The organism is Variovorax rhizosphaerae, assembly GCF_037889975.1.
GTDB lineage: Bacteria > Pseudomonadota > Gammaproteobacteria > Burkholderiales > Burkholderiaceae_C > Variovorax > Variovorax rhizosphaerae.
Genome location: NZ_JBBKZT010000007.1, coordinates 286,315 through 311,058 on the forward strand (window position 1 = coordinate 286,315; position 24,744 = coordinate 311,058).

Annotated in this window: 12 protein-coding genes; 7 read left to right on the forward strand and 5 right to left on the reverse strand. The window is 68.4% G+C overall.

The window, feature by feature from the left end; genetic code table 11:
- Positions 1-49: 49 nt before the first annotated feature.
- From WKW82_RS16930 to WKW82_RS16950, 5 genes are all read right to left on the reverse strand, one after another.
- Complete coding sequence (locus WKW82_RS16930; protein ID WP_340343473.1) at positions 50-4,099, reverse strand: hypothetical protein; 4,050 nt, start codon at positions 4,097-4,099, stop codon at positions 50-52.
- Positions 4,099-5,127, reverse strand: coding sequence for a hypothetical protein (locus WKW82_RS16935; protein ID WP_340343474.1), 1,029 nt, complete (start codon positions 5,125-5,127; stop codon positions 4,099-4,101). Before WKW82_RS16935 ends, WKW82_RS16930 begins: the two co-directional genes overlap by 1 nt.
- Positions 5,124-7,286: a hypothetical protein gene (locus WKW82_RS16940; protein WP_340343475.1), complete on the reverse strand. Its 2,163-nt coding sequence runs from the start codon at positions 7,284-7,286 to the stop codon at positions 5,124-5,126. The genes WKW82_RS16935 and WKW82_RS16940 overlap by 4 nt, the downstream gene beginning before the upstream one ends.
- Positions 7,286-17,131, reverse strand: coding sequence for a DUF6603 domain-containing protein (locus WKW82_RS16945; protein WP_340343476.1), 9,846 nt, complete (start codon positions 17,129-17,131; stop codon positions 7,286-7,288). The genes WKW82_RS16940 and WKW82_RS16945 overlap by 1 nt, the downstream gene beginning before the upstream one ends.
- Positions 17,132-17,234: 103 nt before the next feature.
- Positions 17,235-17,855, reverse strand: coding sequence for a hypothetical protein (locus WKW82_RS16950; protein WP_340343477.1), 621 nt, complete (start codon positions 17,853-17,855; stop codon positions 17,235-17,237).
- A gap of 263 nt (positions 17,856-18,118) precedes the next feature.
- Between WKW82_RS16950 and epsC the strand changes: the two genes are divergently transcribed.
- From epsC to WKW82_RS16985, 7 genes are all read left to right on the forward strand, one after another.
- The gene (gene epsC / locus WKW82_RS16955; protein WP_340343478.1) at positions 18,119-19,057 is read left to right on the forward strand and encodes a serine O-acetyltransferase EpsC; all 939 of its coding nucleotides are present in this window, start codon (positions 18,119-18,121) and stop codon (positions 19,055-19,057) included.
- Positions 19,058-19,110: 53 nt separating this feature from the next.
- On the forward strand, positions 19,111-19,662 hold the full coding sequence (locus tag WKW82_RS16960; protein ID WP_340343479.1) for a DsbA family protein: 552 nt from the start codon (positions 19,111-19,113) through the stop codon (positions 19,660-19,662).
- Between the two features lie 34 nt (positions 19,663-19,696).
- Positions 19,697-20,251: an NADPH-dependent FMN reductase gene (locus tag WKW82_RS16965; RefSeq protein WP_340343480.1), complete on the forward strand. Its 555-nt coding sequence runs from the start codon at positions 19,697-19,699 to the stop codon at positions 20,249-20,251.
- A gap of 37 nt (positions 20,252-20,288) precedes the next feature.
- On the forward strand, positions 20,289-20,984 hold the full coding sequence (locus tag WKW82_RS16970) for a nuclease-related domain-containing protein (RefSeq protein ID WP_340343481.1): 696 nt from the start codon (positions 20,289-20,291) through the stop codon (positions 20,982-20,984).
- Between the two features lie 151 nt (positions 20,985-21,135).
- Positions 21,136-22,035 (forward strand): LysR family transcriptional regulator, encoded by a 900-nt coding sequence (locus WKW82_RS16975; RefSeq protein ID WP_340343482.1) that lies wholly within the window; start codon positions 21,136-21,138, stop codon positions 22,033-22,035.
- 105 nt (positions 22,036-22,140) lie between these two features.
- The gene (locus WKW82_RS16980; RefSeq protein WP_340343483.1) at positions 22,141-23,511 is read left to right on the forward strand and encodes an MFS transporter; all 1,371 of its coding nucleotides are present in this window, start codon (positions 22,141-22,143) and stop codon (positions 23,509-23,511) included.
- Between the two features lie 27 nt (positions 23,512-23,538).
- On the forward strand, positions 23,539-24,741 hold the full coding sequence (locus tag WKW82_RS16985; RefSeq protein WP_340343484.1) for a CaiB/BaiF CoA transferase family protein: 1,203 nt from the start codon (positions 23,539-23,541) through the stop codon (positions 24,739-24,741).
- Positions 24,742-24,744: the final 3 nt, after the last annotated feature.

A 24,744-nucleotide genomic window follows, 5' to 3' on the forward strand; every position in this document is an offset into this window, starting at 1 on the left:
ACCTCCGCGCAAAGCACTGCGGTATTCGGTTTGGGAGCGGCACCGCGCGTCATGTCGTAGTCCCCGGCGTGGTCGGCGCCACGCGAATCCAGCCCTCGCGCAACTCGGCCGGCGTGTCTGGCAGCAAGGCGGTCTGCGTCGCGGCCAGGATCGCATCGGTGCGCCAGGTGGCCGGCGTGTCGCGCCACAGGAAGTTCTGGTCCTTGCCGAACACCGACACCTTGGGCAGCCGCACCTGGCCCTGCGGGTCGAGGTCGGTCTCCACCATCACCGGGCCGGTGCGCAGCGACGGCGCGATGGCCGCCAGCCCTGGCCCGACCCAGTCGCGCGCGAGCGCCACCGCCTTGCGCGGCAGCAGGCCCGAGGTCAGCGAAGCCTTGCCGGCAGGGTGCATGAAGATCGTCAGCGTGACGGTCTGGCCGATGTGCAGGTTGAGCGTGTCGGCATCGTCGGTGGCGGCGATGTAGGGGTGCTTGATCGTGGTCTTCGGCGGCATGCCGGTGACGGTCGAATAGAGGCCCAGTTGGCCGCGGCTGCGGCCGGCATCGGTGGCGGTGCCGGCGATGGCCTTGTCCACGAGGCGGAAGTGCGCGTAGTCGTCGTCGACGAAGAAGCCGAGCACGCCATCGTCGCTGCGCGTGAGTTCGCCGATGCGCACCGGGAAGGCAAAGCGCGCGGCTTCGCGTTCGGCATCGGCCCATTCCTTGGCGCGATCCGCATTGCTCAGGTCGACATCGTCCGGCGGTTTCAGCTCCAGCCGCAATTGGGCGCGCACCACCGCGACCGGGCGGCCCACGAGACCGGCGACGTGTTCGCTGCCCATCGATGCGAAGGTGTCGACGGTCCACAGCGTGGTGTCGATGGCGCGCAGCAGGGCCGACAGCGCGGACTCGGGGCTCTCATCAGGGATCAGCGGCGCACCGGCACGGCCGGCTGCATCGGCGGCGACCAGGCCGGCGGCAAAGCGGCCGAGCGCCAGTTGTTCGGGTGCGAGGCCATACAGCGGGCCGGAATCGGCCGGGCCTTCGCGGCCGGCGGCGATCTCCCACATCACGCCGCCGCTCACGGCCTCGTGCAGCAACTCGCCAACGGGCGAGCCGTCCACGCTGAACAACTCGAGGCTTTCATCGAGATGGTCGGGCATGACGAAGCCGGCCACCGGGTTCACCTGCAGCGAGGCCTCGATCTGGTCGACGCGCGCCTCCGTGCCCTCGGTGCCGACGGCGGTCTTTGCATCGACCAGGCGGAACTGCCAGCGCGAAGGCCGCAGCAACCGCGGCGCGACGGCGAGCGAGCCGGGGGCAGAGGGCAGGGTGCCATGCATCGGCGTGGCCACCTTGTTCACCGGCACGTCGAGCGTGCGGCCGAACACGTCGAGCAGGCGCGCCCGGCTGAGCGTGACGGCCCCCGCCAGCAGCATGCGCGGCGCGGCGGTGGGCGCGGGGTTGTTGACGGTGCCGCCACTGCCGGGACGGCGCAGGCCATCGCTCACCGGAAAGCCGAGCAATTGGGTGCGCACGCCGTCCAATGCGGCGGTGACGACATCGAGGTTCTTGATCGCTTCGTCAAGCGTGCGGAAGGCGTCCTCGGTGTCCTCGTCGACCAGGCCGGCGCCCACGGTGTCGAGCGCATCCTCGCGCTTGAGCCAGTCGGTGATGGCATCGTGCAGCGTGCCGGCCGCGCCGGTGGTGAGTTGCGCGCGGCCGCTCAGCGTGACGCTGTCGCCGTCGAAGGTAGTGCTTGCCGATTCCAGGTCGACCTCGGCCAGTTGCCAGGCTTCGAGCGTGGGCGGGTCGAGCCCCTGGACCTTCACCTCCCACTCCAGCCACATCGGCACCCACGGCTGCGCCCAGGTCGTGACGCCGACCAAGTCAGGGTCCACGCCCTGGTACAGCGAGAACTTGCGCACCTCGTCGGCGACCATCGTCTGCTGTTGCTGCTTGCCGGGCGTGATCGGGTTGTTGGCCGCGGCAGCCTTGGCGCGGCGTGTGTTCGACGTGGCCACCGCGCCGGTGAAGGCGACCGTGGCGCCGTCGTAGGTACCGTCCGCGCCGAAGCGCAACACCGACTCGGCCTTCAGGCGGTTGAAGATGCCGGTGCGGTCGGCCTTGGTCGGCGACACGGCGGTGGCAATCCAGTCGTCGTGATAGGGGTCGTGCAGCACGGCCTCGCGTGCCAGCGTCAGCACCTCTCCGGGCACCGAGCCGCTGCCGAGCGAGCGGATGAAGCGGTCCTTCGCGATGACACCTGTGATCTCCTGGATCACGTGCGTGGGCCAGCGGCAGGTGAGCTTGCCGTCGGCCGAGCCGCGACCGTCGCCGCCGTGGCGCAGGCTGCGCGCGGCGCCGCGGATGGCGACCATCGGCTCGTCGGGGAAGGTGAAGCGTGCGGCCGGGCGGTTGACCACGCGCGCCTCGGTGGGCGCCAGCACATCACCGACGCGCGAGCGGGCGATGTCGTTGATCATCATCTCGGTGGCCTTGACCAGGTTGGGCTTGGCGCTGCTGGCGAACACTGTCGTGCTGTTGAGGGACTGCTGCTTGGGTGCGCCTGCGCGGGCGGCGTTGGCCGGTTGGGCCGCATTCGGGTGCGCTTCGAAGCCGGGCTTCTGTAAGTCGACCGTGGTCGCATGCTTGCCACGCTGCTTGCCGATGTTGAGGCCGCCCACGCCGCCGGTTTGCACGCGTTGCAGGAAGCGGTCGGTTCCTGCGGTGCCGCCGGGCACCGAGGAGAAGGCGGAGGCATGCTCGTGCTCCTCCAGTTCGACCAGGCCGTCGGCCGAGCCCAGGCGGTCGATCTTCTGCGCGGTGAACGCGGTCAGCAGGCGCTCGGAGGCGCGGCGTTGTTCAGGCGAGGCTTGCGGCGCGGCGGATAGTGCCGCGAGCATCTCGTCCTCATGCTGGCCGATGGCGACGGACAGTGCGTTGGCACTCGGGCGGCGATCCACCGGCGGCTTGCCGGCCACGGGCACGCCGTAGATCGCGCCGTGCAGGAGGGACGAACGCAACTGCCAGGCCGGCGCGACGAAGCGCTTGGCGGCATCGGTGGCAAAGGCCGAGGTGGCGGTCAAGGTCTGCGCGTCCATGAAGGTCTTGTCGACCGGCATGTAGGTCACGGGCGCGGCGGCTGCTGCGGCGGCTCTGGCCACGGGGCTGCGCGCGACGGTCGGCACATTCAAGGGCCGCTTGCTCATCCACCGGTCCTCGGTGGTCAGGCCGAGCGCCTTGCGCAGTTCGAACTCGGCGGCCTGCTGTTGCAGCGCCCATTGCTCGTCGCCCCATTCGGCCAGCAGGCGCCAGCGCAGGCGGTCGAGCAGTTCATGCAGGCTGTCGTTGCTGCGTGCCTTGTCGAGTGGGTCGCTGGCCGCATCGCTCCACCAGCCAGCGACGACATAGGCGGCGCAGTTCTCGTCGACACCCTTGGGCGCGAGCGTGGCCACGTCGGCGAGCGGATCGTGGAAGGCGAAGCGGTTGAGCACCGCGTCGTACACGCCGGACCAGCTGATCGCGCCGCCGACGGTGCCGGTGAGCTGGCCCTTGTCGATGGCGACGCCGGCCGGCACCGCGCTCTTGTTCGGCCCTTCGGTCCAGGAGCCGAGCGGCACGGCGATGGCGCGGTCGGCCTCCAGCACCCAACCGGTCATGACTGCGTCGGTGCCACCCGCTGGCAGCAGGATGCGCAGCACCACCCAGCGGTCGGGCAGCAGGGGCAGTTGCAGGCGGTTGGCCGAGCCGCTGTCGCGCTGGGCGAAGGTGCCGCGCAGCAGGGCGTCGGGCATGGCCCAGTGCAGGTGCACACCGGCTTCGCGTGGCGTGCCTTCGGTGAAGGGGTCGGGCATGCCGTCTTCGGGGTTGCTCACGCCCACGCCGTTGGCGCCGGCCACGAGCATCGGCAGGCGCACCATCTTCTCGGCATTGCCGGGCTCGACGTAGAGCGCCTGCACGTCGATGGGCACGAGCAGGCGGCGCTCGCGCAGCAGGTACTTGTCCCAGGTGGCGATCTCGCCGATGTCGAGCTGCGCCCGGTCGGCGGCGAGGAAGCGCTTGCCGTACGTCAGCGTGCGCGTGTCGGCGGCGCTGAGCCTTGCTTTGGTGGCCATCACTTCACCGCCTTGTTGACGTTGACTGCCACGGTCGTCTTCCAGTCCACCAGCGACACGCTCGCCTTGAACTGGTCGAGCGCGTAGAACTTCTTGCCCTCCGTGTTCTTGGGATCGCCGAACACCTGGCGGTACGGGAAGCGCAGCATCTGCAGCGCGTATTCGTTGGGCTCCAGCGAGCCGCCGGAATTGGGCGACTTCGCGGCCAGGCGCTTGCGCAGTTCGCCGATGTTGATGACGCCCGAAGAGTTGCGGCGGAACGGTACGTCGACCGAATTGGCCGGCGTGATGTCGTCCACCGGCGGCACCGAATTGCCATTCGCGTTGTCGCGCACATGGACCTTGGCGGTGCGTTGCGCCGGCGGTGCGTCGGTGTCCACGCGCACGCCGAACTGGATGCCCTGGCGCGGCTCCTCGATGTGGACCACGGCCGGTTCGCCATCGATCAGCACCAGCAGCACGGCCGGTGCGAGGCGCTCCATGCGCAGGATCTTGAGGCGGCTCGGGTCGGACTCGGCGGCGGTGGTCAAGGCATCGTCGGGCAGCAGGTCGCGCGAATAGGCGCGCACATGCAGGTTGGGCCAGCCCGACACGGCGCGCGAGCGCAGCAGGAAGCCGGTGATGGTGCCGCCCGCGCCCTTCAGTTGCTTCTCGCCCTTGGGCCGGCGGATGGCGCGCTCGGCCTCGTCGACCTCGTCGCGGATGTGCGGATACACCGCCTCCAGTTGCGCGCGGTCGGCGCTGGTGATGGTGCCGATGCTGAGTGCGCCTTGCACCATCGCGTCGGTCCATTGGCGGTCGATGTAGAAGAAGCGAATCGACTCGATCGGCAACAGCTCTGCATCGGGCACCAGGTAGTTGAAGGGCACGCCGTGCAACAGGCGCAGGCGGGCCATGAAGCGGCGCAACTCGCCGGGTACGACGTGGTCACCGTCGTCAGGATCGTGGTCGGTGACGAAGGCGGCGTAGTTCACCGAGGCCGACAGTGCCGCGTCGAGTGCCACGGCGGCGGTCATGTAGTTCTTCATGGGGTGTCCTCCTCTTCGTTGTCGACCTGGGCTTCGGCGCCTTCGATGAGGGCGTCGAGGGCATCGCGGTGCGGGGCGGCGGCTTGTGCGGCGGCTCCGACCGGTCGCACTGTGATGACCGGGCCGACGGGCGTGACGGGTCGCGTCGGTTGGACGGGCGTGACAGGCGTAACCGGTGTGACGGGCGTGACCGGCGTGATTCCGCCCTTGGGCATCGCCACGCCCAGCGCATGCGACAACTCGCCTTGCAGCGCACTTCGCAGCCCGGCGACCGCCTTCTCGTCGAAGCGCATGCCGCCGTCCTTGCTGGCCACCGGCACGCTGGCCTGCGCCACGGCCGCGAGCAGCCCGACCCGGTCGCTGTTCTTCTTGATCGCCGCGAGATCGAAGCCCATGCCCGCCGCGATCACCTCGTCGAGCGCACCCTTCACGGCAATCGGCCGCCCCGGGTCCGCCACGGGCCGGCGCGGGCCGATGATCTTCTCGGGGTTTTTCGCCATCTCGCCCATGGCTTGCAGCGCGACATAGCGGCCCAGGTCCACGTAGCCGTTGGTGAGCTTCGGCATCTGGTAGGGCAGGCTCTGCGCCAGGATCTCGCGCACGCGGCCGATGCCGAACTGCTCGCTCCTGAAGCGCATCAGCGCCGACACCACCGACAGTTGCGACAAGCCCAGCAACCGCCCGATCTCGAAGCCGGCCGCCAGCGACAGGTCTTCGCGCCCGTCGGGCACCACGCGGCGGATCTGGTCGGCGGAGTGCGCGAGCGGTGGCAGACCAGAGCCCGCTGCCGCATCGCGCGCGGTGGGGAAAGGCACGCAAGGCCCGCGGTACCAGGCCCGCACGGGATCGCCGCGCCGGGTGCGATTGCCGAGGCCGATGTGGCCCGTCTCGACCACCTCCGGTCCGGGCCCAGGCTTGGGCGGTGCACTGGCCGGCGGCGCGACCGGCATCGTGCCGAGCAGGCCGACATCCAGGTCCTGCATCAGGCTTTCGAAGGTTGCGCCTTCGCTGGTCGTGAAGGACCAGTGAGCGAGCACCGGGAAACGCAGCACCTTCTCGATTGCATAGGCTTCGATGGGATAGCGGAAGCCGATGCCCATGGTGTCGCGCACCATCTTCTTGGCGTCGGGGTCGAGCGCGGCGGCCTTGGTCGCATCGGAGGCGGAGAGCCACTGCGCGCCCTTTGCGGCGTGCTTCATCGTCTGGCTGCCGTCGAGCGCGTTGCCGACCTTGGCGGACTGCTGCGTTTGCGCCGATTGCTTGGCAGCCAATGCCGCCGCGGCCGGCGCGTGGGCCACTTGCGCTGCCTTCGAACCCTTGCGCGGCGCCGTCCCGTGCGCGATGTTCACGCCGACTGCAGGCAAGACCACATTGCCCAGCCCCGTGCCTCCCATCACCAGGGGATCAGGCCCGCCCAACGGATTCACGGTGGCCAGCACCGACCAGTCCTGCGCCAGTTCGAAATGGAAGTGGTTGTCGTTGACCGGCTCCGGCGGCGGCAGCGCATCGAGCTGGCCTTCCAGGTTCACCAGGCAGGCCATGTAGCGCACCGATGCGTTCTTCACCTTGTCGAACACCGGCAGCCGGTTGGCCAGCACGACCGCCAGCCAGCCGTCGTCATCGCCGTTGGCCAGCTCGGTGTCGTTCACGTCGACCTCGCGCACGTGCACCAGCAGTTCCAGGTCTTCCTTGCAGGGGAAGATCTTCTTGACCACCGTCTCGGTCACGCCGAGGTAGAGGCCTTGCTCGACGTCCTTGTCCTGCGGGTCGAGCAGCGTGGTGCCTTGTGTCACGCATTGCGCCACCGGCGTGGCGGTGGAGAGCGTGGCCTCGCCCTCTGCCACGACCACCAGCGCGAGCCAGGGTGTGGTCGACACCGCGACCTGTCCGGCCGGGTTGCGCTCCCATGGCAGCGTGCGGCGCTTGAGCACGATCTGCGGCAGGCGGTCGCCAAACGCGCCTTCGCCGTTGGCCGGCGGAAAGCTCGACAGGATCTGGTCCGTCGGCATGGTGAAGCGCGGCGCGGCGATGGTGACGTGCGTGTGCTCAGCCTCCACATCGAAGGGCAGGCCGGTCTGGTCGGTGACGAGGTCGTACTTGCCGGCCGTCACCTTCGGCATCACGTTCGAATGCAGCACGAAATATCCGGTCTTGGGCATCAGCGGTGCCCTCCCTTCTTGCGTCGGATGGGTTTGTCTGAACCTGTGGCGGCCACGAGCGGCCGGCCCCGGGCCATGGCGCGGGCGACGTGGCGTTGTGCGTCGTTGCGTACCGGGCCGTTCCAGGCGAGCCGTGAAGCCTGCGGGTTGGCCGGCGCCGCGGCAAAGGGGCGGATGGCGGCGTCGAGCCCGCGCGAGGAGATCGTCGACACGGCGCCGGTTGCATCGAGCTTGGCCGAGCCCATCACGCCGACCAGCGACCATCCCGTTTGCGTGGCAATGGTCACCATCACCGGCTTGCGGCCATCGGGCACGATGTCGTAGGCGAGCACGCTGCGGTTCTCCATCGAGAGCAGCACGGGCGGCACGTCGTTGCCGAGCGCGTCCTGGACGCGGGCGGCGCCGTCCAGGCCCATGAGCAACTGGCGTGCATCGATCGTGTCGCCAAAGGCGGCCGGGTCGTCCAGCACGATGACCACGGTGCGCAGCGCTTCGCTGAAGGTGGTGGCGACGGTGCTCACGCCGCGCGCCAGTTCGGCGCCGTTGATCCAGCCGGCGTCGAGCCGTTCGCGGTGCAGCTTGATGGTCTCGCCATTGGCGCGTACCACGCAACCGGGCGCCACCGCGCTCGACCAGCCGCAGTAGGGCATGCGCAGTCCCGCATGCCAGCCGGCCAAGCCCGCATCGATGGCCGCGTTCGCCTGGTCGCTCTGGCCGATGGCGACGATGCGCTCGGTGCCGGCCGGGATCCCGATGCTGCCGGGCTTGCCGGTGACATCCGGGCCGACCAGTTGATCGGCCATCAGCGTACCGCCATGGCCCAACAGCACCATGCGCACAGGCGCGCCGCTGATGGTGATCCGCGGACGCGGGGCATCAATGTCCGCATCGGCATGCGCGTTGGGCATCTTCAGCACCACGGTCTGGCCCGGCATCAATACTGCGTCGGCGACCGCGCCGACTGCGGCCGGTGCCGCAGCACGCGCGACACCCGAAGGCGTCGCAATGCGCTTGCCCGCCGCCAGCGCGGCCGTGAAGCTGCCGAGCATCCCGCTGGCCGCACCGCTGCGCGCCACCACCACCGGCGCGGCATGCGCAACCGCCGTCAACGGCACGCTGACTGCACCAATCACGGTGTTGCCCGTCTGATCCGTGCGCACGGCTTGCGGCTCGGCCATCACCAGCCGCGCGGCAATGGACTTGCTGCGGCTGGCCTCGACCTTGGCCATCGTCGGCGGCGCCACGCGCCAGGCCTTGGCCGAGCCCTTGACCGTCGTGCGCGTCGGCGAGGCCACGCGCAAGTCCACCGTCGCGCCGGACATGAAGCCCACCGCAATCGGCGCATCGATGAAGTGGTCGTAGACCTTCTGCACCGGCCCCGTGCCCACGCCCGGCACAACGGTAGACGGGTCGATCATCAAGCCCTCCGTCAACGTGCCAAGCAAGGGCGGCGACTGCCGCTCGCCACGCAGCGAGGCCGCAGCCGTCGGCGATGCGGTCAGGAACTTCTTAGCATCCTGGAACGCCGCCGCCACAGTGATCGGCGCCGTGATCAACCCGGCCACCGCCTGCGCCTGCGACTTGAGCGTGCTCACATCCGCCGCGCGACGAGAGAAGGGCAGCGGCTTGCGCTTGCCGATCTCCACCTGGTAGTACGGAATCTCCGGCCCGCCCGGCGATTCGGTGGCCACGCAGACCAGGTCCAGCTCGTTCAATGCCTCGACCATCTCGGCCTTGGGCACCTTGCGGTTGTTGGCGTCCTGCGCCGGCCCCCAGATGCCGACCGGGAAGGCGCCGAAAGGCCGCGCCGTCGCCACGAAGGGGAAGGGCTGCGTCGCGCCATTGCGCGTCCAGGTCAGGACGATGGTGTTGGCATTGATGTTCGACTCGAACATCGCGGCCACACCCAGCGTGCGGCTCGGCGTGTGCGTGGTCAGCGAACCCTGCGTGCGCTGCACCTTGCCGGCCGGCACGGTGCTGGTGAAGGTCATGCCGAACTCGACCACCACCACGAAGGGCCGTGCTTCCGAACCATCCGGTGTCGAGTCCTCGCCCTTGGCCGGCAGCGCGCCAAACGCCGTGATGAGCGCGTGGGCCTTGGCCCCGCCGCTGCCCCCCGCCTCCAGGTACTTGGCGATGAAGTCCGGCGCCGGCAGCGGCTGCTTCTGCGCATGGTCGCTGCCGCCGAACTCGACGGTCAATTCCACCGGCCCGACCTCGAAAGTGGCCTTGCCATGGAAGTCCGGCCCCGTCACCTCGATGCGCGCACCGAGGCTGATCGAGATGGTGATCTCGCCGAAGATCCAGGTGTCGATCGTGATGCCGGCCGCGATGCGCGCATAGGCATCCACGTCGTAGTGGAAGGGGTCGAAGTAGACGATGCCGTTGGCGCCGAACTTCACCTCCGCCCAGGCCGGTCCGAAGGTCGCCGAGGCCTCGAAGGCGCCGCCCGCCATCAACGCCTCGGAGGTCAGCGCGAAGTAGCTTTCCGCCTTGATGACGATGTAGTCGCCGATGGTCCAGCGCAGGCCCAGGCGCGGCACCACCGGATAGCCGTCGCGATGGAAGTCTGGGTGGTAGCCGCCCAGCGTGATGACGAACTCGCCCTTGTGCTCGCCCTTCCACCACATCACGTAGGCGAAGCCGCCGGTGAGCTTGATGTCGGGGTAGAGCAGCCAGGAGTTGTCGGTGAGCTGGCCCTGCACCCACAGCACGCCTTCGCTGCTCGAGAAATGCACCAGCAGCGCCAGCTCGATCGACACCAGTGCCGCCTGCGGACGCGGCAGCGCCATGCGCGCCAGGCCCAGCAGGTTGATGTCCAACCCGTCGCCGATCTCCACCGCCAGCACCGCGATGCCATCCACCAGCGCGAAGCTGTTGAACGAGATGCCCGCCGCGAACCAGAAGGTGCCCTTCTGCATCGGGAAGTACTCGCCCAGCTTGCGCAGTTGCGTCATCGGATCCTGCGGCTGCGCGGCGATGTCGAGCGCCTGGATCAGCGGGTAGTCGCCGAAGCGCGAAAGATCCGTCGGCACGATCAGCTTGCGGTTGATGCCGAAGCCGCCGCCGATGCCGGTGAGGAAGAAGGCCGGCGGCCCGCCGATCGGGCCGTTGACCGCACCGACCGCGAAGAAGGCCGTGAACTTCTCCTCCGTGCCCGGCACCTTGCCCTCGCCATAGCCGCCGTAGATGGTGATGCCGTAGACGCCGAAGCGGCCCAGCAGCATGCCCAGGTACTCGATGCCGGCGGGCGTCTGCTGCTTGAGCAGGCCGCCCGCGATCGACACGCCTGCCATGTTGGCCGACACCGCGAGGCCCGCGAGGTCGATGGCCCAGTTGTTGGGGTTGAAGAAGTCCCCGTTGGCGGTGATGTAGGTGATCTGCAGGTCGTCCACAGTGCAGGTCAGGCCGAACATCGACACCGAGCCGTCCATCAGCAGCGACACGCGTTCGAGCTTGCCGTTGGGCATGGTCGCGCCGAAGCCGATCTGCTCCAGATACAGCGGGCCGAAGCCCTTCTGGATCGCGATCCACCACGGGCCGTCGCCGTCGCCCGCGCGCAGCGAGACCTGCACGTCGCCGCTGCCGTGCTTCTGGATCGCGATGGCGGGCGAGAAGGCGGGCTTGGGTGGCGTCGGGCCGGTGTCCTTCATCACGCCTTGCGCGATGCCGTTGTCGCCCTTGGCGCCGCCGGCCGACACGGCGAGGTTGGAGAACTGCAACTGCACACCACCGCTCGGCGGACCGGAGGAGGTGATCTTCGCGTAGGCATGCAGCGCGATCGATTCGAGCGTGATGCCGAAGTCCAGCAGCGGCCCGGAGCTCTTGCCGATGCGCAGGCCCACGCCGTTGACCGCCAGCGTCGGCGTGAAGCGCAGCGGCAGCGTGGAAGGCAGGAAGCCGACGAACAGGCCACCCTTGTTGCCGTTCGGGTTGCCGTTGTTGGTGATCCAGGTGGCATCGTTCTCCAGCCACAGCATCACGTCGCCGGAGATGAGTTCGAAGCGGTCCTTCAGGCCCAGTTGCAGGCCGATGGTGAGGTCCTCGTCGCGCGTGAAGGAGAGCTTGAAGTCGCCCATCGTGATCGCGAACTGCGCATCGGCGATGTTGCCGAACAGCTTGTGCACGCGCGGCAGCAGCGAGTCCGGGTCGAACATGCCGGTGATGAGCTGCGTCGGATTGGCCACGTCCTGCAGCACCACGCCGCGCATGAGCTTGCGCACGGTGGTGCTGGGCGTCACTTGCGTGTCGAGCAGTTGCGCAACGGCGGGCTGGGCCATCGCGACGCCGGCCACCAGGTCCGCCACCACCTCGACCACGCGCAGCGCGACCGCGCCCGGGTCCAGGGTGTCGACGCCGCCGATCATCGGCCCGTCGGTGGCGACGATGGCGAACTGGTGCGTGTCCAGCAGCCAGCGCACGGCGAAGCGATGCGTGGCATCGACCGTCATGCCAATGGCCACGCGACGCGTGTGGGCCAGTTCGAGCGCCTTGCCGACCGCCACCGTGACGAAAGGCCGCAGCTCCACGCCGCCGGCGTTGATGGACGCGGGGCCGGCGGTGATGCTCAGTTCCTCGATGCCGGTTGCGGCCAGCGACAGCGTGAAGCTCACATGCTCGATGCCCGGGACGGCGACGTTGTTGCCGGTGAGCGAGACCACGCCGGTGGCCGGGCTCCAGGCCAGGCCGAAGGCGCCGACGCTGACAGTGAGCGTGTTGGCATTGGCCGTGGCGTTGACGGTCGCGGGCAGGAAGGCGTCGAGCAGCGGGGCGAGGGTGGTGAGGCCGGTCGCGACGATGGTGGGGACCGACTGCTCCAGCTTGCCCACGGGGTTGATGGCCCAGTCGTGCAGCGCAGTGGCCTGGAACTTGCGCGGCACGCCGCTGCGCAGGCCGAAGGCATCGCCGACGGTGCCGACCAGCTGGCCGACGGTGCCGTTGATTTCGGCCAGCTTGTCGAGCAGGAAGGGCAGGGCCGCTTCTGCGGCGGCGGCGAGTGAGCCGAGGCCGGCGAAGGGGACCAGCGAGATGTCGTTGCCGACGGCGGGGCGTACGAACAGTTCGAGGCCTGACGCGCCGATGCGTGCGTAGATGGCTTGACGGCCCGGTGTGGCGGCGCCGCTGATGCCGACGTGCAGTTCGAGGCCGAGACTGGGTGCGCCGGTCGGGCCGAGCGTGAGGCTTGCGCCTGCGCCTGCTGCCAGTCTTCCGGCGACGCCGTTGGGTGCGGTCCAGGCCGTGGCATCCACGTCGAGCGCCAAGCGCGCGCCCGGGCCTGCGGCGGTCACGCTGAAGCTGACGCCGCTGCCGAGCGCGAGCGGCGTGCCGGCGGCGCCCGGTGCGCCGAGCAACGGTCGTAAGGCATCGAACAGCGATTGGATCTTGGCCGGGTTCGCGCCCAGCGAAATGGAACTGCGCAGATACCCGGCCGGGTCGGCGAGCAGCCCGGCGATCGGGCGGATGGTGCGCTGCGCATCGCCGATGGTGCCGTTGAGCAGGCCCAGTGCATCGAGGGCCGCATCGATCAGTGGGCGCACCGTGTCGTCGGCGCGGCGCATGAGTTCCAGCGCGGCATGGCCGCCGATGCTCGGTGCGCTGCGCGCGATGGCTCGGCCGATGGCGGCCGGGTCGGGGATGGGCCAGATCGCCACCGTGTCGATGCTGCCGCCGGCTTGATGCCATTGGAAGGACACGTTGAGCGGGTTCAGCGCCAGCAGCAGGCTGAGGTTGCCACCGGGCAGTGCGTGGTCCGCGCCCAGGCGCAGTTCCCCGGCGATACCGGTCGGCGACGCGGTGATGTCCGCATGCCAGCCGAAGCGCCCGCTCGCATTGCCGCCACCCACGACATGGACCGAGCGCGTCGCGAGGTCCACGCTCGTGCCCAGTGGGCCGAGCAGTACGGCGATCGCCTCCGACACGTCGCTGCCGGCCGCGGCCATGCGTTGACGCAGCAGGCCACCCGCGTCATGCAGCAACTGGTCGAGCGCATCGCCGGCCAGTCCGCCGGCGGGGTCAACGATGCCGAGCGCCGTGAGCAGTTCGTCCAGCGCAAGCGACGCGATGCCTATGTCGGCGCTGATGCGTTGCAGGGCCGCGGCGAGCAGCACGCGCGCTTCCGGCATGAGCGGCACGGCACCTGGGCCGGTGCCCAGCACCAGCCGCTCCCACGACTGGCCGAACACGCGGGCGTCGTGCAGCGTCACCGTGGCGTTGCCGGACGACGTGCCGTCCAGTGGCAGCGAAATATCGGCGGAAACACTTCGCAGTTCGAGATCCGGTGTGGCACTGAGCCAGCCTGTGCGGTCGCCCACGCGCAGTTGCACGCGCAGGTGGCGAGCGGTGTCGATGCCGGCCGATTCGTCGAAGGAGAACAGCGTGAGCAACGCGCTGCCCTGGATACGCAGGCTGCCGCTGTTGGTCGGCGCGAGCACGAGGCGCAGGCCCGCTTTCACGCCAGTTGCATCCGGCAGCGGCGTGTTGGCGCGAACGCGGGCACGCTCCGAAAGACCCGCCGCGACGATGGCAGTCATTGCCCGCGCGACCTGGGCTTCTGTCACGGCACCGAACACGGCCTTGACCGCGAGGCCCGCGCGCGGTGGTACCGGCACGACCGCGGGCGGTCGAAGGTCGGCGGACGCGTCGGGGAGGGCGACCAGTTCCATCATCGAACCGACCAGCGCACGGCCGAGCGAGAGGTCCGGGTCTTCGCCGCTACCCGTGGTCGGCAGCAGCCGATGCAGCAGCCGCAAGGCATCAGCTGTAGGCTGCGTGAAAAGGGCCGTCAGTGCGATGGGCGACAAGGGCGTGCCGAGCGTGACGAGGTCGGTGACCTTGGTCTGGGCCTGTGCGGCCAGCCGCGCCGCATGGCCCGCGCCCGCCACTGCGACCAGCGCGATGTCGTTGCTGACATTGCCGAGCGCATCGAGCACGCGCGCCAGGCGCGCGGCCTGCTCGGGCGTGCCGTCGGTGATGCTGCCGGTGACGAGGCAATCGGCGCGGCTGCCCAGCGCCACGAACCATTCGCCGGTGGCAGCCGCAGGCGCGGCGAACATCGACGCGTCCAGGTGCGGCGTGCTCAGGTCTACGCGCCGATTGGCCGGTGCATCCGGCCAGGCCGATGCGCCGATCGCGACGCGCACGGTGGTGGTCGGCGTGCGGCCGATGAGTTGGGGCAGGTTGAGTTGCCCATGCAACTGCCCGGCCGCGAAGCCGACGCGGCTGACGGTCACGCCCGTGGGCGTTGAGGGTGGCGGCACGATGCGCCCATCGCCGCCCACCCAGCGTTGCACCATCGCGGCGAGGCCGCCGGCCACGTCGCGGTCCGCGATCAAGTCGCGCACATCGGCGGCCACGGTCGCCTCCGCAGCAAGACCCGCGGCCAATGCCGACGCTGAAAGCCCCGCATCCCCCGGTCGCCAGCGCCGCAGTGCCTCGGGCGCAGCCACCTGGCGCGCTTCCAGCCCCGCCGGCGGGAACCACACGGCCAGGTTCGGCAGTTCGGGCGCCAGCGCCAGCCGGTACGGATCGTCAGGATGCCCGGTGCCTTCGATGTAGCCTCGGTTCGGGCCGCTGCCACCGAACAGGTCCGCCAGCATCGTCAATGCCTCGGGCCCCAGTTCGCTCATCGCCAGGCGCGGCAGCCAGTCGCGCAGCGCCATCTCTGGATCGTTCACCAGGTCACTCAGCCGCAAGCGCGCATGGCCGGTCGGCAAGACATCATTCGACCAGCCCAGCACCGAGGTGATGTTGCCCACGAACCCGCCGACCAGTTCGCCCAGGTAGCTGACCAGCGCCTCGACGCCGTCCCACGCGGCCGGCGGCAGCGTCACCGTGCCGTCGGCGGCGATCTCCGGCATGGCGATCGGCACGCTGAGATCGCCCGTGACCAACTGAAGGTTCGGCGCGCTGACACCCGCCGACAACCCGCCGGCTGGCGTCCAGCCCAGCCGCAGTCCCACGCCCGAAGCCGTGAGCGACGTGCCGCTGCCCAGTTGCAAGGTGACGCGCGGCGGATTCACGCCACGTTCGCGCGCCGACAGCACGCCCTCCACACCCGGCAGCAGGCTCGCCGACTTCGTCTCCAGGTTGATAACGGCGAGCGTGGCCGCGATGCGCGTGTCGATCACGGTGCAACGCTGGCCCAGCGTGTCGATGCTGGTGCCGACCGCGAGACCGATGGTCAGCTCCGTGCCGTCGGAGGAGAACTCCAGCCCCAGCACGCCCAGCAGCGGCACGCGCCACGGGTCCACAGGATTGCCCGTGCCCAGGATCGCCGAGGCCGCTGAGCCGGCGTCGGCCAGCGCATTGCGCAGCTCGGACAGCACGGTGGTGACCGCAGTCCCAGCCGCGCTGAACAACGCATGCCAGTAGCCGCTGATCGCATCGACCGGGTTGGTCATCAGCGCGGGCAACGTGATCGCCGTGATGCCCGGCGGCGCGTCGAGCCCGATCAGCAGGCGCACCGTCGGCAGCACGCCGCCCAGGTTGCCCAGCAGTTGCGCCGCCACGTCGCTCACCGTGTTGCCGACGGCATCCATCACCGCATCGGGCGATGTCAGGTCCAGCGTCGGATAGGTGTGCGCGCCCAGCACCACGTTGTCCGCAGCGAGCACGAAGGTCAGGCGGCGCTGCGCATCCAGCGCGAAGCCGATGCGCAGGGTATCGGCCCGCGCGATCGGCGGCCCGGCGACGTCGAGCACGCGCGACGCGGCCGTACCCGCAGCGGCCCACACGCCGAACTGCGGCAGCGCTCGTGCAGCCCCCGTGACCAGGTCCACGTCGAACAGGTCCGCACGCGCCTCCACGCGCGCCGTCGCATTGCCCAGCTTGAGCCCGAGGGTCGGCGTGAGGCGCGGATTGCCGGAGGGGCCGGTGTCCACGCGCAGGTTGACTTCCAGAGCCGCGCCGCCGCCCAGGCTGAAGCTCACCGGTGCGCCCGGTGCCGGCGGCGCAACGCCGAACAGGCGGGCCACATAGCCCAGCCAGGCGTTGCGGCTGTCGGTGTTGGTAATGAGGCCGTGCAGCCAGTTCGCGATCGCCTGCACGCCCTGCGTAGGCAGCGTCGTGATCGGAAAGTCCGGGATCGCATCGCCGCTCTTCAGGCCCAGCAGCCCACCTACCGCGGCAATGACCGAGTTGGGCGCGGCCGTGTCCGCGGCCGACTTGACCAGCGACAGCACCAGGTCGAGCAGCGCGTCGTCGAGTTCATCGAGCCCGTCGGCCGCCACGCGGATGTCGCGCGGACTGGTCGCGCCCGGCAACTGGAAGCCGGTCAGGCTGAGCCCGAACACCGGATCGACCGGATCGCCGCTCAGCGCGGTCGGCAGGTCGACATCGATGCCGATCGCGCCGATGCGCGCCTCGCCCGGCACCGGCGCATTGCCATCGATGGTGATCGCCGTGGACAGCCGTATGCGCCCACCCGCCGAACCCAGCAGCAGCGGATTCGACACCGACGGCCCGCCGTTCTTCTTCGTGCGGAACAGCGGCACCGACAGCGAACTCGTCGAGGTCGGCCCGGTGGTGCGCACCAGCAAGGCGATGCCGATGTGGATGCCGTCCGGCTTCTCCGCGACGGTGATCGAGACGGTCAGGTCCGGGTCGTCGATGTGGACGATCGGCAGCCAGACGACGCCGCTCGGGTCGGTCGTGCGGTCCGCGCCGCCCATGGCATCGTCGACGAAGGCGATCAGCGCATTGCGCTGGTCGGGGTCGGCGAGCATGGTCTTGAGGGAATCGCCCGGGTCGCCGAACCAGTCGGGGTTCGGGTCGCCGTCCTTGTCGAAGATGCCGAGGGCCTTGGCCAGGTTGCCCAGCACGCCGAGATCGCCTGCGCCCATGGTCATGACAGTGCCTCCGCGCAGGAGAGGGGTGGGAGGCGCGTGGTCATTGGAGAAACCTCCTCGCTGTGCGCTGCGGTACGAGTGCCTTCGGGCGGCCGGGCGGCGGTCACGCTTTCACCTTCAGCCCGGTGGAGCCAGCGAAACGATGACGCGCCATCGGCACGATCCGCATCGCCCCATTGGCCGCGATGAGTTCGGCCGGCACCAGCACATTGCCGCGCGTGTCCTTGCCCACCGCGCCGGCAATGCCGCTCACCATGCCCAGCACGCACTGCCAGGCGAAGGCCACCAGCGCCTCGCCCCAGGTGTCGACGATCACGGCCGGCCCGTTCGGGCGCCGGTAGGTGGAGGCATACAGCCCCGAAGGCTCCTTGGCCGAGCCCACCGCGAACACCACCTCGATGACCGCATCGCCGGTCTGGTCGCAGCGCACCGGCAGGGTCACGCGGATCAGCCCGTCGGCGAGCTGCACGTCCATCTTGGTGAGGCTCACGGCCAGTTCGCTGTCGCCCTGGACCCAGACCACTTCGTCATGCTTGCTGGGACGGAACAACCCGCTCGCACGCCGCGCCGCGACCTGGAGGAAGGTTGTGGCCTGCTTGCCCTCGAGGGTGACCGGCTTGAAGACCTCGCCCTCGGCCATGGGTTTGGCCACGGCATCGACCCGCTTGGCGCGACGTTCGTCGGCGATGAAGCGGGCGTATTCGGGCGCGACAGCATCCGTCATGTGGACTCCTCCTCCAGCCAGGTCTTCTTGCGCGAGAACGATCGCTCGCGGCCGTCGAGGCGCTTGCCGCCCCGGTTGCGGGCAGAGCGTACGTGTGCGCTCGCTGCACAACAATCGCCGCGATGGCCGTACCACTTTTGGCCGGCTTGAAGATGTGACACTGACGGCCTATGTCGCGCGCAAAGCAGGCCTCGCTAAACGGTGCGAGGATGCGCACGTTTTTTGCAAATTGGTGAATGCGCTCCATGCGCGGAGAAATGGTCATGTCAGGTTTCCAGGTCGACGAAGTCGTCGCGGCGCTGCAAGGCGCACGACGCGAGTGGCGCGAGTCGCAGCAGCGCAACCAGACAGGCGGGGAGCGCGAGCTGCCGTCGCGCCAGGTGGTGGAGGAGGTGGTGGAGGCGCTCACCGGCGTGCTGTTCCCGATGCGGCTCGGCCCGACCGACCTGCGCCAGGAGAGCGAGGACTTCTACGTTGCGCATGCGCTCGACAACGCGCTGCACCAGTTGCACACGCAAGCCACACTGGAACTGCGCCACGCGCGCCGCCACACGCCCGCCGAACTCGCCGGGCTGGGCGCCGATGCCCAGCAGCGCGTGCGCGAATTCGCCGCCGCCTTGCCGGGCATCCGCAAGATGCTCGACACCGACGTGATGGCCGCCTTCCACGGCGACCCGGCCGCACGCAGCGTCGACGAGGTGCTGCTCTGCTACCCCGGCGTGCTGGCGATGATCCATCACCGTTTGGCCCACCAGCTCTACCGGCTCGACCTGACGCTGCTGGCGCGCATCGTGGCCGAGCGGGCGCATGCGCAGACCGGCATCGACATCCACCCCGGCGCGCAGATCGGCGCGGGCTTCTTCATCGACCACGGCACCGGCGTGGTGATCGGCGAGACGGCCATCCTCGGCGAGCGCGTGCGGCTCTACCAGAACGTGACACTCGGCGCCAAGCGTTTTCCGACCGACAGCGACGGCCACCTCAAGAAAGGCCTGCCACGCCACCCGGTGCTGGAGGACGACGTGGTGATCTACGCCGGCGCCACCATCCTCGGCCGCGTGACCATCGGCAAGGGCGCCACCGTGGGCGGCAACGTCTGGGTCACGCAGGACGTGCCGCCGGGCTGCAGCGTCACGCAGGCGCTCGCGCGTGAACTGGCACGCGACCCTACCGCCGTGCCGGGCGTGGCGCCAGCGAAGTAGCACGAACTCGCACATACTGTGCGGCCGATGGCTTTCCTGTTCGGAGAAGTTCCATGACCACAGCGTTCAACCCGGCCAGCCTGCTGGCCGTCGATTCGGCCACCGACCATTCGCGCGGCCCTGCTTCGGCCCGCGTCACGGTGGTCGAGTACGGCGACTTCGAATGCCCGTCCTGCCGCCAGGCCCAATCCGCGCTGAAGATCGTGCTGGCCCATTTCGGCAACGACCTGCGCTTCGTGTTCCGTCACTTCCCGTTGCGCGAGGTGCATCCACACGCGGAACTCGCGGCCGAGGCTGCCGAGGCCGCCAGCGCGCAACACAAGTTCTGGCAGTTCCACGACCTGCTGTTCGCGCACCAACTTCAACTCGATGAGAAGCACGTGCGGCAGTACGCGAAGCAGGCCGGACTCGACATGCCGCGCTTCGCCAACGAGATGAGCGACCACGTGTATTTACAGCGCGTGCGGGAGCAGATCGAGAGCGGTCGCCGCCTCGGCGTGCGCTCGACGCCGACCTTCTATGTCAATGGCTCGTTCTGCGATGTGTCTTTCGGGCTCGATCATCTGCACAAGGTGATCGACAAGGCACTGGCCGAGTCCGCTTGAATCGCTTCTTCCATCCACACCCATCGGAGTTTCCATGAGCACTTACAAGATCGGCGTTGTCATCGGCAGCCTGCGCAAGGATTCGTTCAACCGCAAGCTCGCGCTCGCGTTGGCCGCCCTCGCGCCCGAGGGCTTCGTGTTCGAGCATCTGCGCCTTGACGACCTGCCGCTCTACAACCAGGACCATGACGGCAACCAGGCCGAGTCGGTCAAGCGCTTCAAGACCGAGATCGCGTCCTGCCAGGGCCTGCTGTTCGTCACGCCCGAATACAACCGCTCGATTCCCGGCGTGCTGAAGAACGCGATCGACAACGCCTCGCGCCCCTACGGGCAAAGCGCCTGGGCCGGCAAGCCCGCGGGCGTCGTCGGCATCTCGGTCGGTGCCATCGGCACTGCGATGGCGCAGCAGCATCTGCGCAACGTGCTGGCCTACCTCGACGTGCCCACAATGGGCCAGCCCGAGGCCTTCGTGCAAAACAAGGAAGGCCTGTTCGACGACAAAGGCCACATCGGCATCGAGAGCACGAAGAAGTTCCTGCAGGGCTGGATGGACAAGTACGTGGCCTGGATCAAGACGCACAACGCTTGAGCGTTGCCCGAAGGGGCGCGGCAGGGCGGGGCCGACGATGGAAATCTTCATCTGCGTTGTCGCTGGTCTTGCTGGTCTGGCCATGGGCTTTGCGCTTGGGCGTAGCCGAGCGCCGGTCCTGTCATTTCAGAATCGTGGAGAGGTACGACTCTCTGGCGAGATACAAGCGCATTTCGTCGCTCCCCACTACCACCTGATGAATCACATCACCTTGCGGATGCAGGATTGCACGACGCAGGTTGACCACATCCTTGTTTCAAGGTTCGGCATCTTCGTCATAGAAACCAAGGACTACAACGGCTGGATATTCGCCAATGCAAAGCAGGTGAAGTGGACTCAAGTCCTGTTCAGGGTGAAGTTTCAGTTTCAAAACCCGATCTTCCAGAACCTTCGCCACGTTCGAGCCGTTCAAGAATTGCTCGACTTTCTCCCTGCCGATTGCGTCAAGTCGGTTGTGGTTTTCACAGGAAAGGCTGAGTTCAAGACTGGAGTTCCTCCGGGAGTGTTCGGTGTTTCGGAGTTTGTCGATCACATCCGGAAGCAAACCACCGAACTGATATCGCTCAATCGGATGCAGTTCTGCGTCGGACGCCTGGAGACAGCTCGCCTCGCCATGACCAAGGAGACAGATGTCGAGCACATCGAGAATCTGATGCGAAAGCATGGGCCTGCTCTCGACGCTTCCGTCGACAGAACTCGCCCCGGCAAAGCAAGGCGCGAGCCTTGGCTTTGATCGATTGCCATCGGAGCGTCGTGGTAGGACCGCTGGAGGTGCCAGCTTCGAGCCGATAGCCTGCCCCGTCGTTTCCGAGCAACCAGATTGAGCCGGGGCTTGGGCGCGCGCGGTGCAGAATCAGCGCAACCCATTCCAGCATCGCCGCGCCGTGAATCTCCATCGCCTGGACCTGTTCTCGCTCTCGCTGTTCAGCCTTGTCGCGCGCAGCGGGAGCATCAGCAAGGGCGCCGAGTTGGCACATCTGGCCGTCGGTGCCGCCAGCAAGCGCATCACCGACCTGGAAGCGGCTGTCGGCTCAACGCTTCTTGAGCGCCATTCGCGCGGCATCACCCTGACGGTGGCCGGGCAGGCGCTGCAGGTGCATGCGCAACGCATCCTCAGCGACGTCGATCAACTGGCCGCGGATCTTTCCGACTACGCGACCGGCCTCGTCGGCGTGGTGCGGCTGTGGGCCAACACCTCCGCGGTCACGCAGTTCCTGCCGGCGGACATCTCCTCCTTCGTGCGCGCCAACGCGGGCATCCGCATCGAGATGGAGGAGGAAGACAGCGGCGAAATCGTGCTGGCCGTGCTCGACGGCCGCGCAGATGTCGGCATCTTCGCGGACCGCACGCCGGCCTTCGGGTTGCATCAGCTGAGCTATCGCGAAGACCGTTTGGTGCTCGTCGTGCCGCAGGGCCATCCGCTGGCGCGCCGGCGCACGGTGCGCTTCGAAGAAGTCATCGACTACGACTTCGTCAGCCTGCCCAAGAGCACCTCGCTGGCCAAGCGGCTGCAGGCCGAAACCAAGGCGCTGGGCCGCAGCCTGAAGATGCGCCTGCAAGTGCGCAGCTTCGATGCGATGTGCCAGATGGTGGCGGTGGGCTTGGGCGTCGCGGTGCTGCCGCGCGAGGCGATCCAGCCGCACCTGCGTTCGATGAACCTGCGGCAGATCGCGCTGCAGGATGCATGGGCTTCGCGTCGCCTGCTGATCGGCGTGCGCGACGCCAATGCGGTGCCGCGGCACGTACGCCTGCTGATCGATCACCTCTGCAGCGCTCAGGGGTAAACCCGGCCTGGCTTTCGCGTTCCGCGAAAGCTGGCGTGGCGGCTTTGTCGTTCCCTCGGCGAGCCTGCAATTTGAGAATTCATGCACCCCCACAAGGAGACAAGCATGAGTTCCATCATCCAATCCCTCACCAGCGCCGGCAGCGGCGCTGAAGCACCACCCAGCGAAGCCGCCATCGTGCGCAAGGTCGCATGGCGAATCATGCCGCTGATCATGGTGTGCTATCTCTTCGCCTTCTTCGACCGCATCAACATCAGCTTTGCGAAGTTCGCGCTGCAAAGCGACCTGCACCTGAGCGACACGGCCTACGGCTTCGGCGCCGGCCTTTTCGTCGTGGGCTACGTGCTGTTCGAAGTGCCGAGCAACCTGATGCTCTACAAGGTCGGCGCACGGCGCTGGATCGCACGCATCATGGTGTCGTGGGGCATCGCCACGGCGCTGATGGTGTTCGTGCAGAGCGAGTGGCAGTTCTATGTGCTGCGTTTCCTCATCGGCGCGATGGAAGCCGGCTTCGCGCCCGGCGTGCTGTTCTACCTGACGTTGTGGTTCCCGGTGGCCTACCGGGGCCGCATCACGTCGACGCTGTTCCTGGCGTCTGCCTTCGCCGGCCTGGTCGGCGCACCTGCTGCAGGGCTGGTGCTGTCGCATCTGGACGGTGCACTCGGCATGGCCGGCTGGCACTGGTTGTTCCTGGTCGGCGGCTTGCCCTGCATCGTGCTCGGCTTCCTCGTGTTCAACGTGCTGAAGGACCGCATCCAGGATGCAGGCTGGCTGACGCGGGCCGAGCAAACGCTGCTGTCCAGCCGCATCGCCGACCAGAACAAGCACATCGGCAGCCATTCGCTGGTCGGCGCGCTGAAGACGCCTGGCTTCCTGACGCTGGGGCTGGTCTATTTCCTCATCCAGGTGGCGTCCTACGGCCTGAACTTCTGGGCGCCGCACCTGATCCGCACTTCGGGCATCACCAACCCAACGGTCATCGGGCTGTTGACCTCCGTCCCCTACTTCTGCGGCGCCATCGCGATGATCGTTGTCGGCAAGTTGTCGGATGTCACTGGCGAGCGGCGCAAGTTCGTCGCCGGCTTGATCACGCTGTCGGCCATCGGCTTCTTCGCAGCGGGCTTCTTCGACAAGAGCACGGCCTTGCTGGTGGTGGCGCTGGGTGTGATGGGTGCGGGCGTCATCGCCTCGATCCCGGCCTTCTGGGCCTTGCCGCCACGGCTGGTGACCGGTGCGGGCGCGGCCGGCGGCATCGCGCTGATCAACACGCTGGGCCAACTGGGCGGCATCGTCAGCCCGGTGATGGTCGGCCGCATCAAGGACATCACCGGCAGCACCACGCCGGCCCTGTATGTCATCGGCGCACTGGGCCTGGTCTGCGCGGCGATCCTGATGTACGGACTGCCCGCCACGCTGCGCCGCAAGGAAGAGCGTGCGCCGATATTGAATGGCTTCGCAACAGAAGCCGCGCGCTGATCACCTACAGATTCAAGGAACCTCACCATGACCGATACCAACACCAACGGCGCGCTCCACGGACTGCGCATCCTCGACCTCACCCGCGTCCTGGCGGGCCCCTTCTGCACCATGATGCTGGCCGACATGGGCGCCGAGGTCATCAAGATCGAGCAGCCCGGCAAGGGCGACGACACGCGCCACTTCGCACCGTTCCAGAACGGCGAGAGCGCCTACTACATGAATCTCAACCGCGGCAAGAAGGGCGTGACGCTCGACCTCAAGGGCCAGGGCCGCGACATGTTCCTGGACCTCGTGAAGACGGCGGACGTGGTGGTCGAGAACTATCGCCCCGGCACCATGGACAAGCTCGGCCTCGGCTACGAGACGTTGAAGGAAATCAACCCGGGCCTTGTCTACGCGGCGGTTTCCGGCTTCGGCGACACCGGCCCGTACCGGCTGCGTCCGGGCTACGACATCATTGCCCAGGCGATGGGCGGCCTGATGAGCACCACGGGATGGCCGGGCGGCGAACCGACGCGCTCCGGCACGGCCATGGGCGACGTGCTGGCGGGCCTGTCGGTGACCATCGGCCTGCTCGCGGCGCTGCGCCATCGCGACCAAACGGGGGAGGGCCAGAAGGTGGACGTCGCGCTGGTCGACTCGGTGGTGGCGAGCTTGGAAATCATCACGCAGATCTACCTGGCCGACGGCCGCGTGCCCGAGCGCATCGGCAACCGCTACGAGTCCTGCTACCCCTACGACTCGTTTGCGGCGCGCGACGGCAGCGTGGTCATCGCGGCGGCGAACGACAAGCTCTGGCGCCTGGTGTGCGGCGCCATCGGCCAGCCCGCACTGGCCGACGATGCGCGCTTCGACACCAACGCCAAGCGCGTGGAGCGGCATGCGGAGATCAAGCCGCTGATCGAGGCGTGGACACGCAAACGCGGCATCGACGACATCGTCGAGGCGATGCTGGCAGTGGGCGTTCCCGCGTCGCCGATCAACACCGTCGACCGTCTCGTCGACTGTCCGCACATCGCCGGCGCACGGGAGATGTTCGTCGACGTCGAGCATCCGACCGCCGGCAAGACGAAGCTGACCGGCGCCCACATCAAGCTGAGCGCGACGCCTGCGCGCCTGCGGTCTGCCGCCCCGCGACTGGGAGAGCACAACGACAGCGTCTTCGGCGGCCTGCTGGGCCTGCCCTCCGATCGCCTGCAAGCCTTGCGCAGCGAAGGCGTCATCTGATCC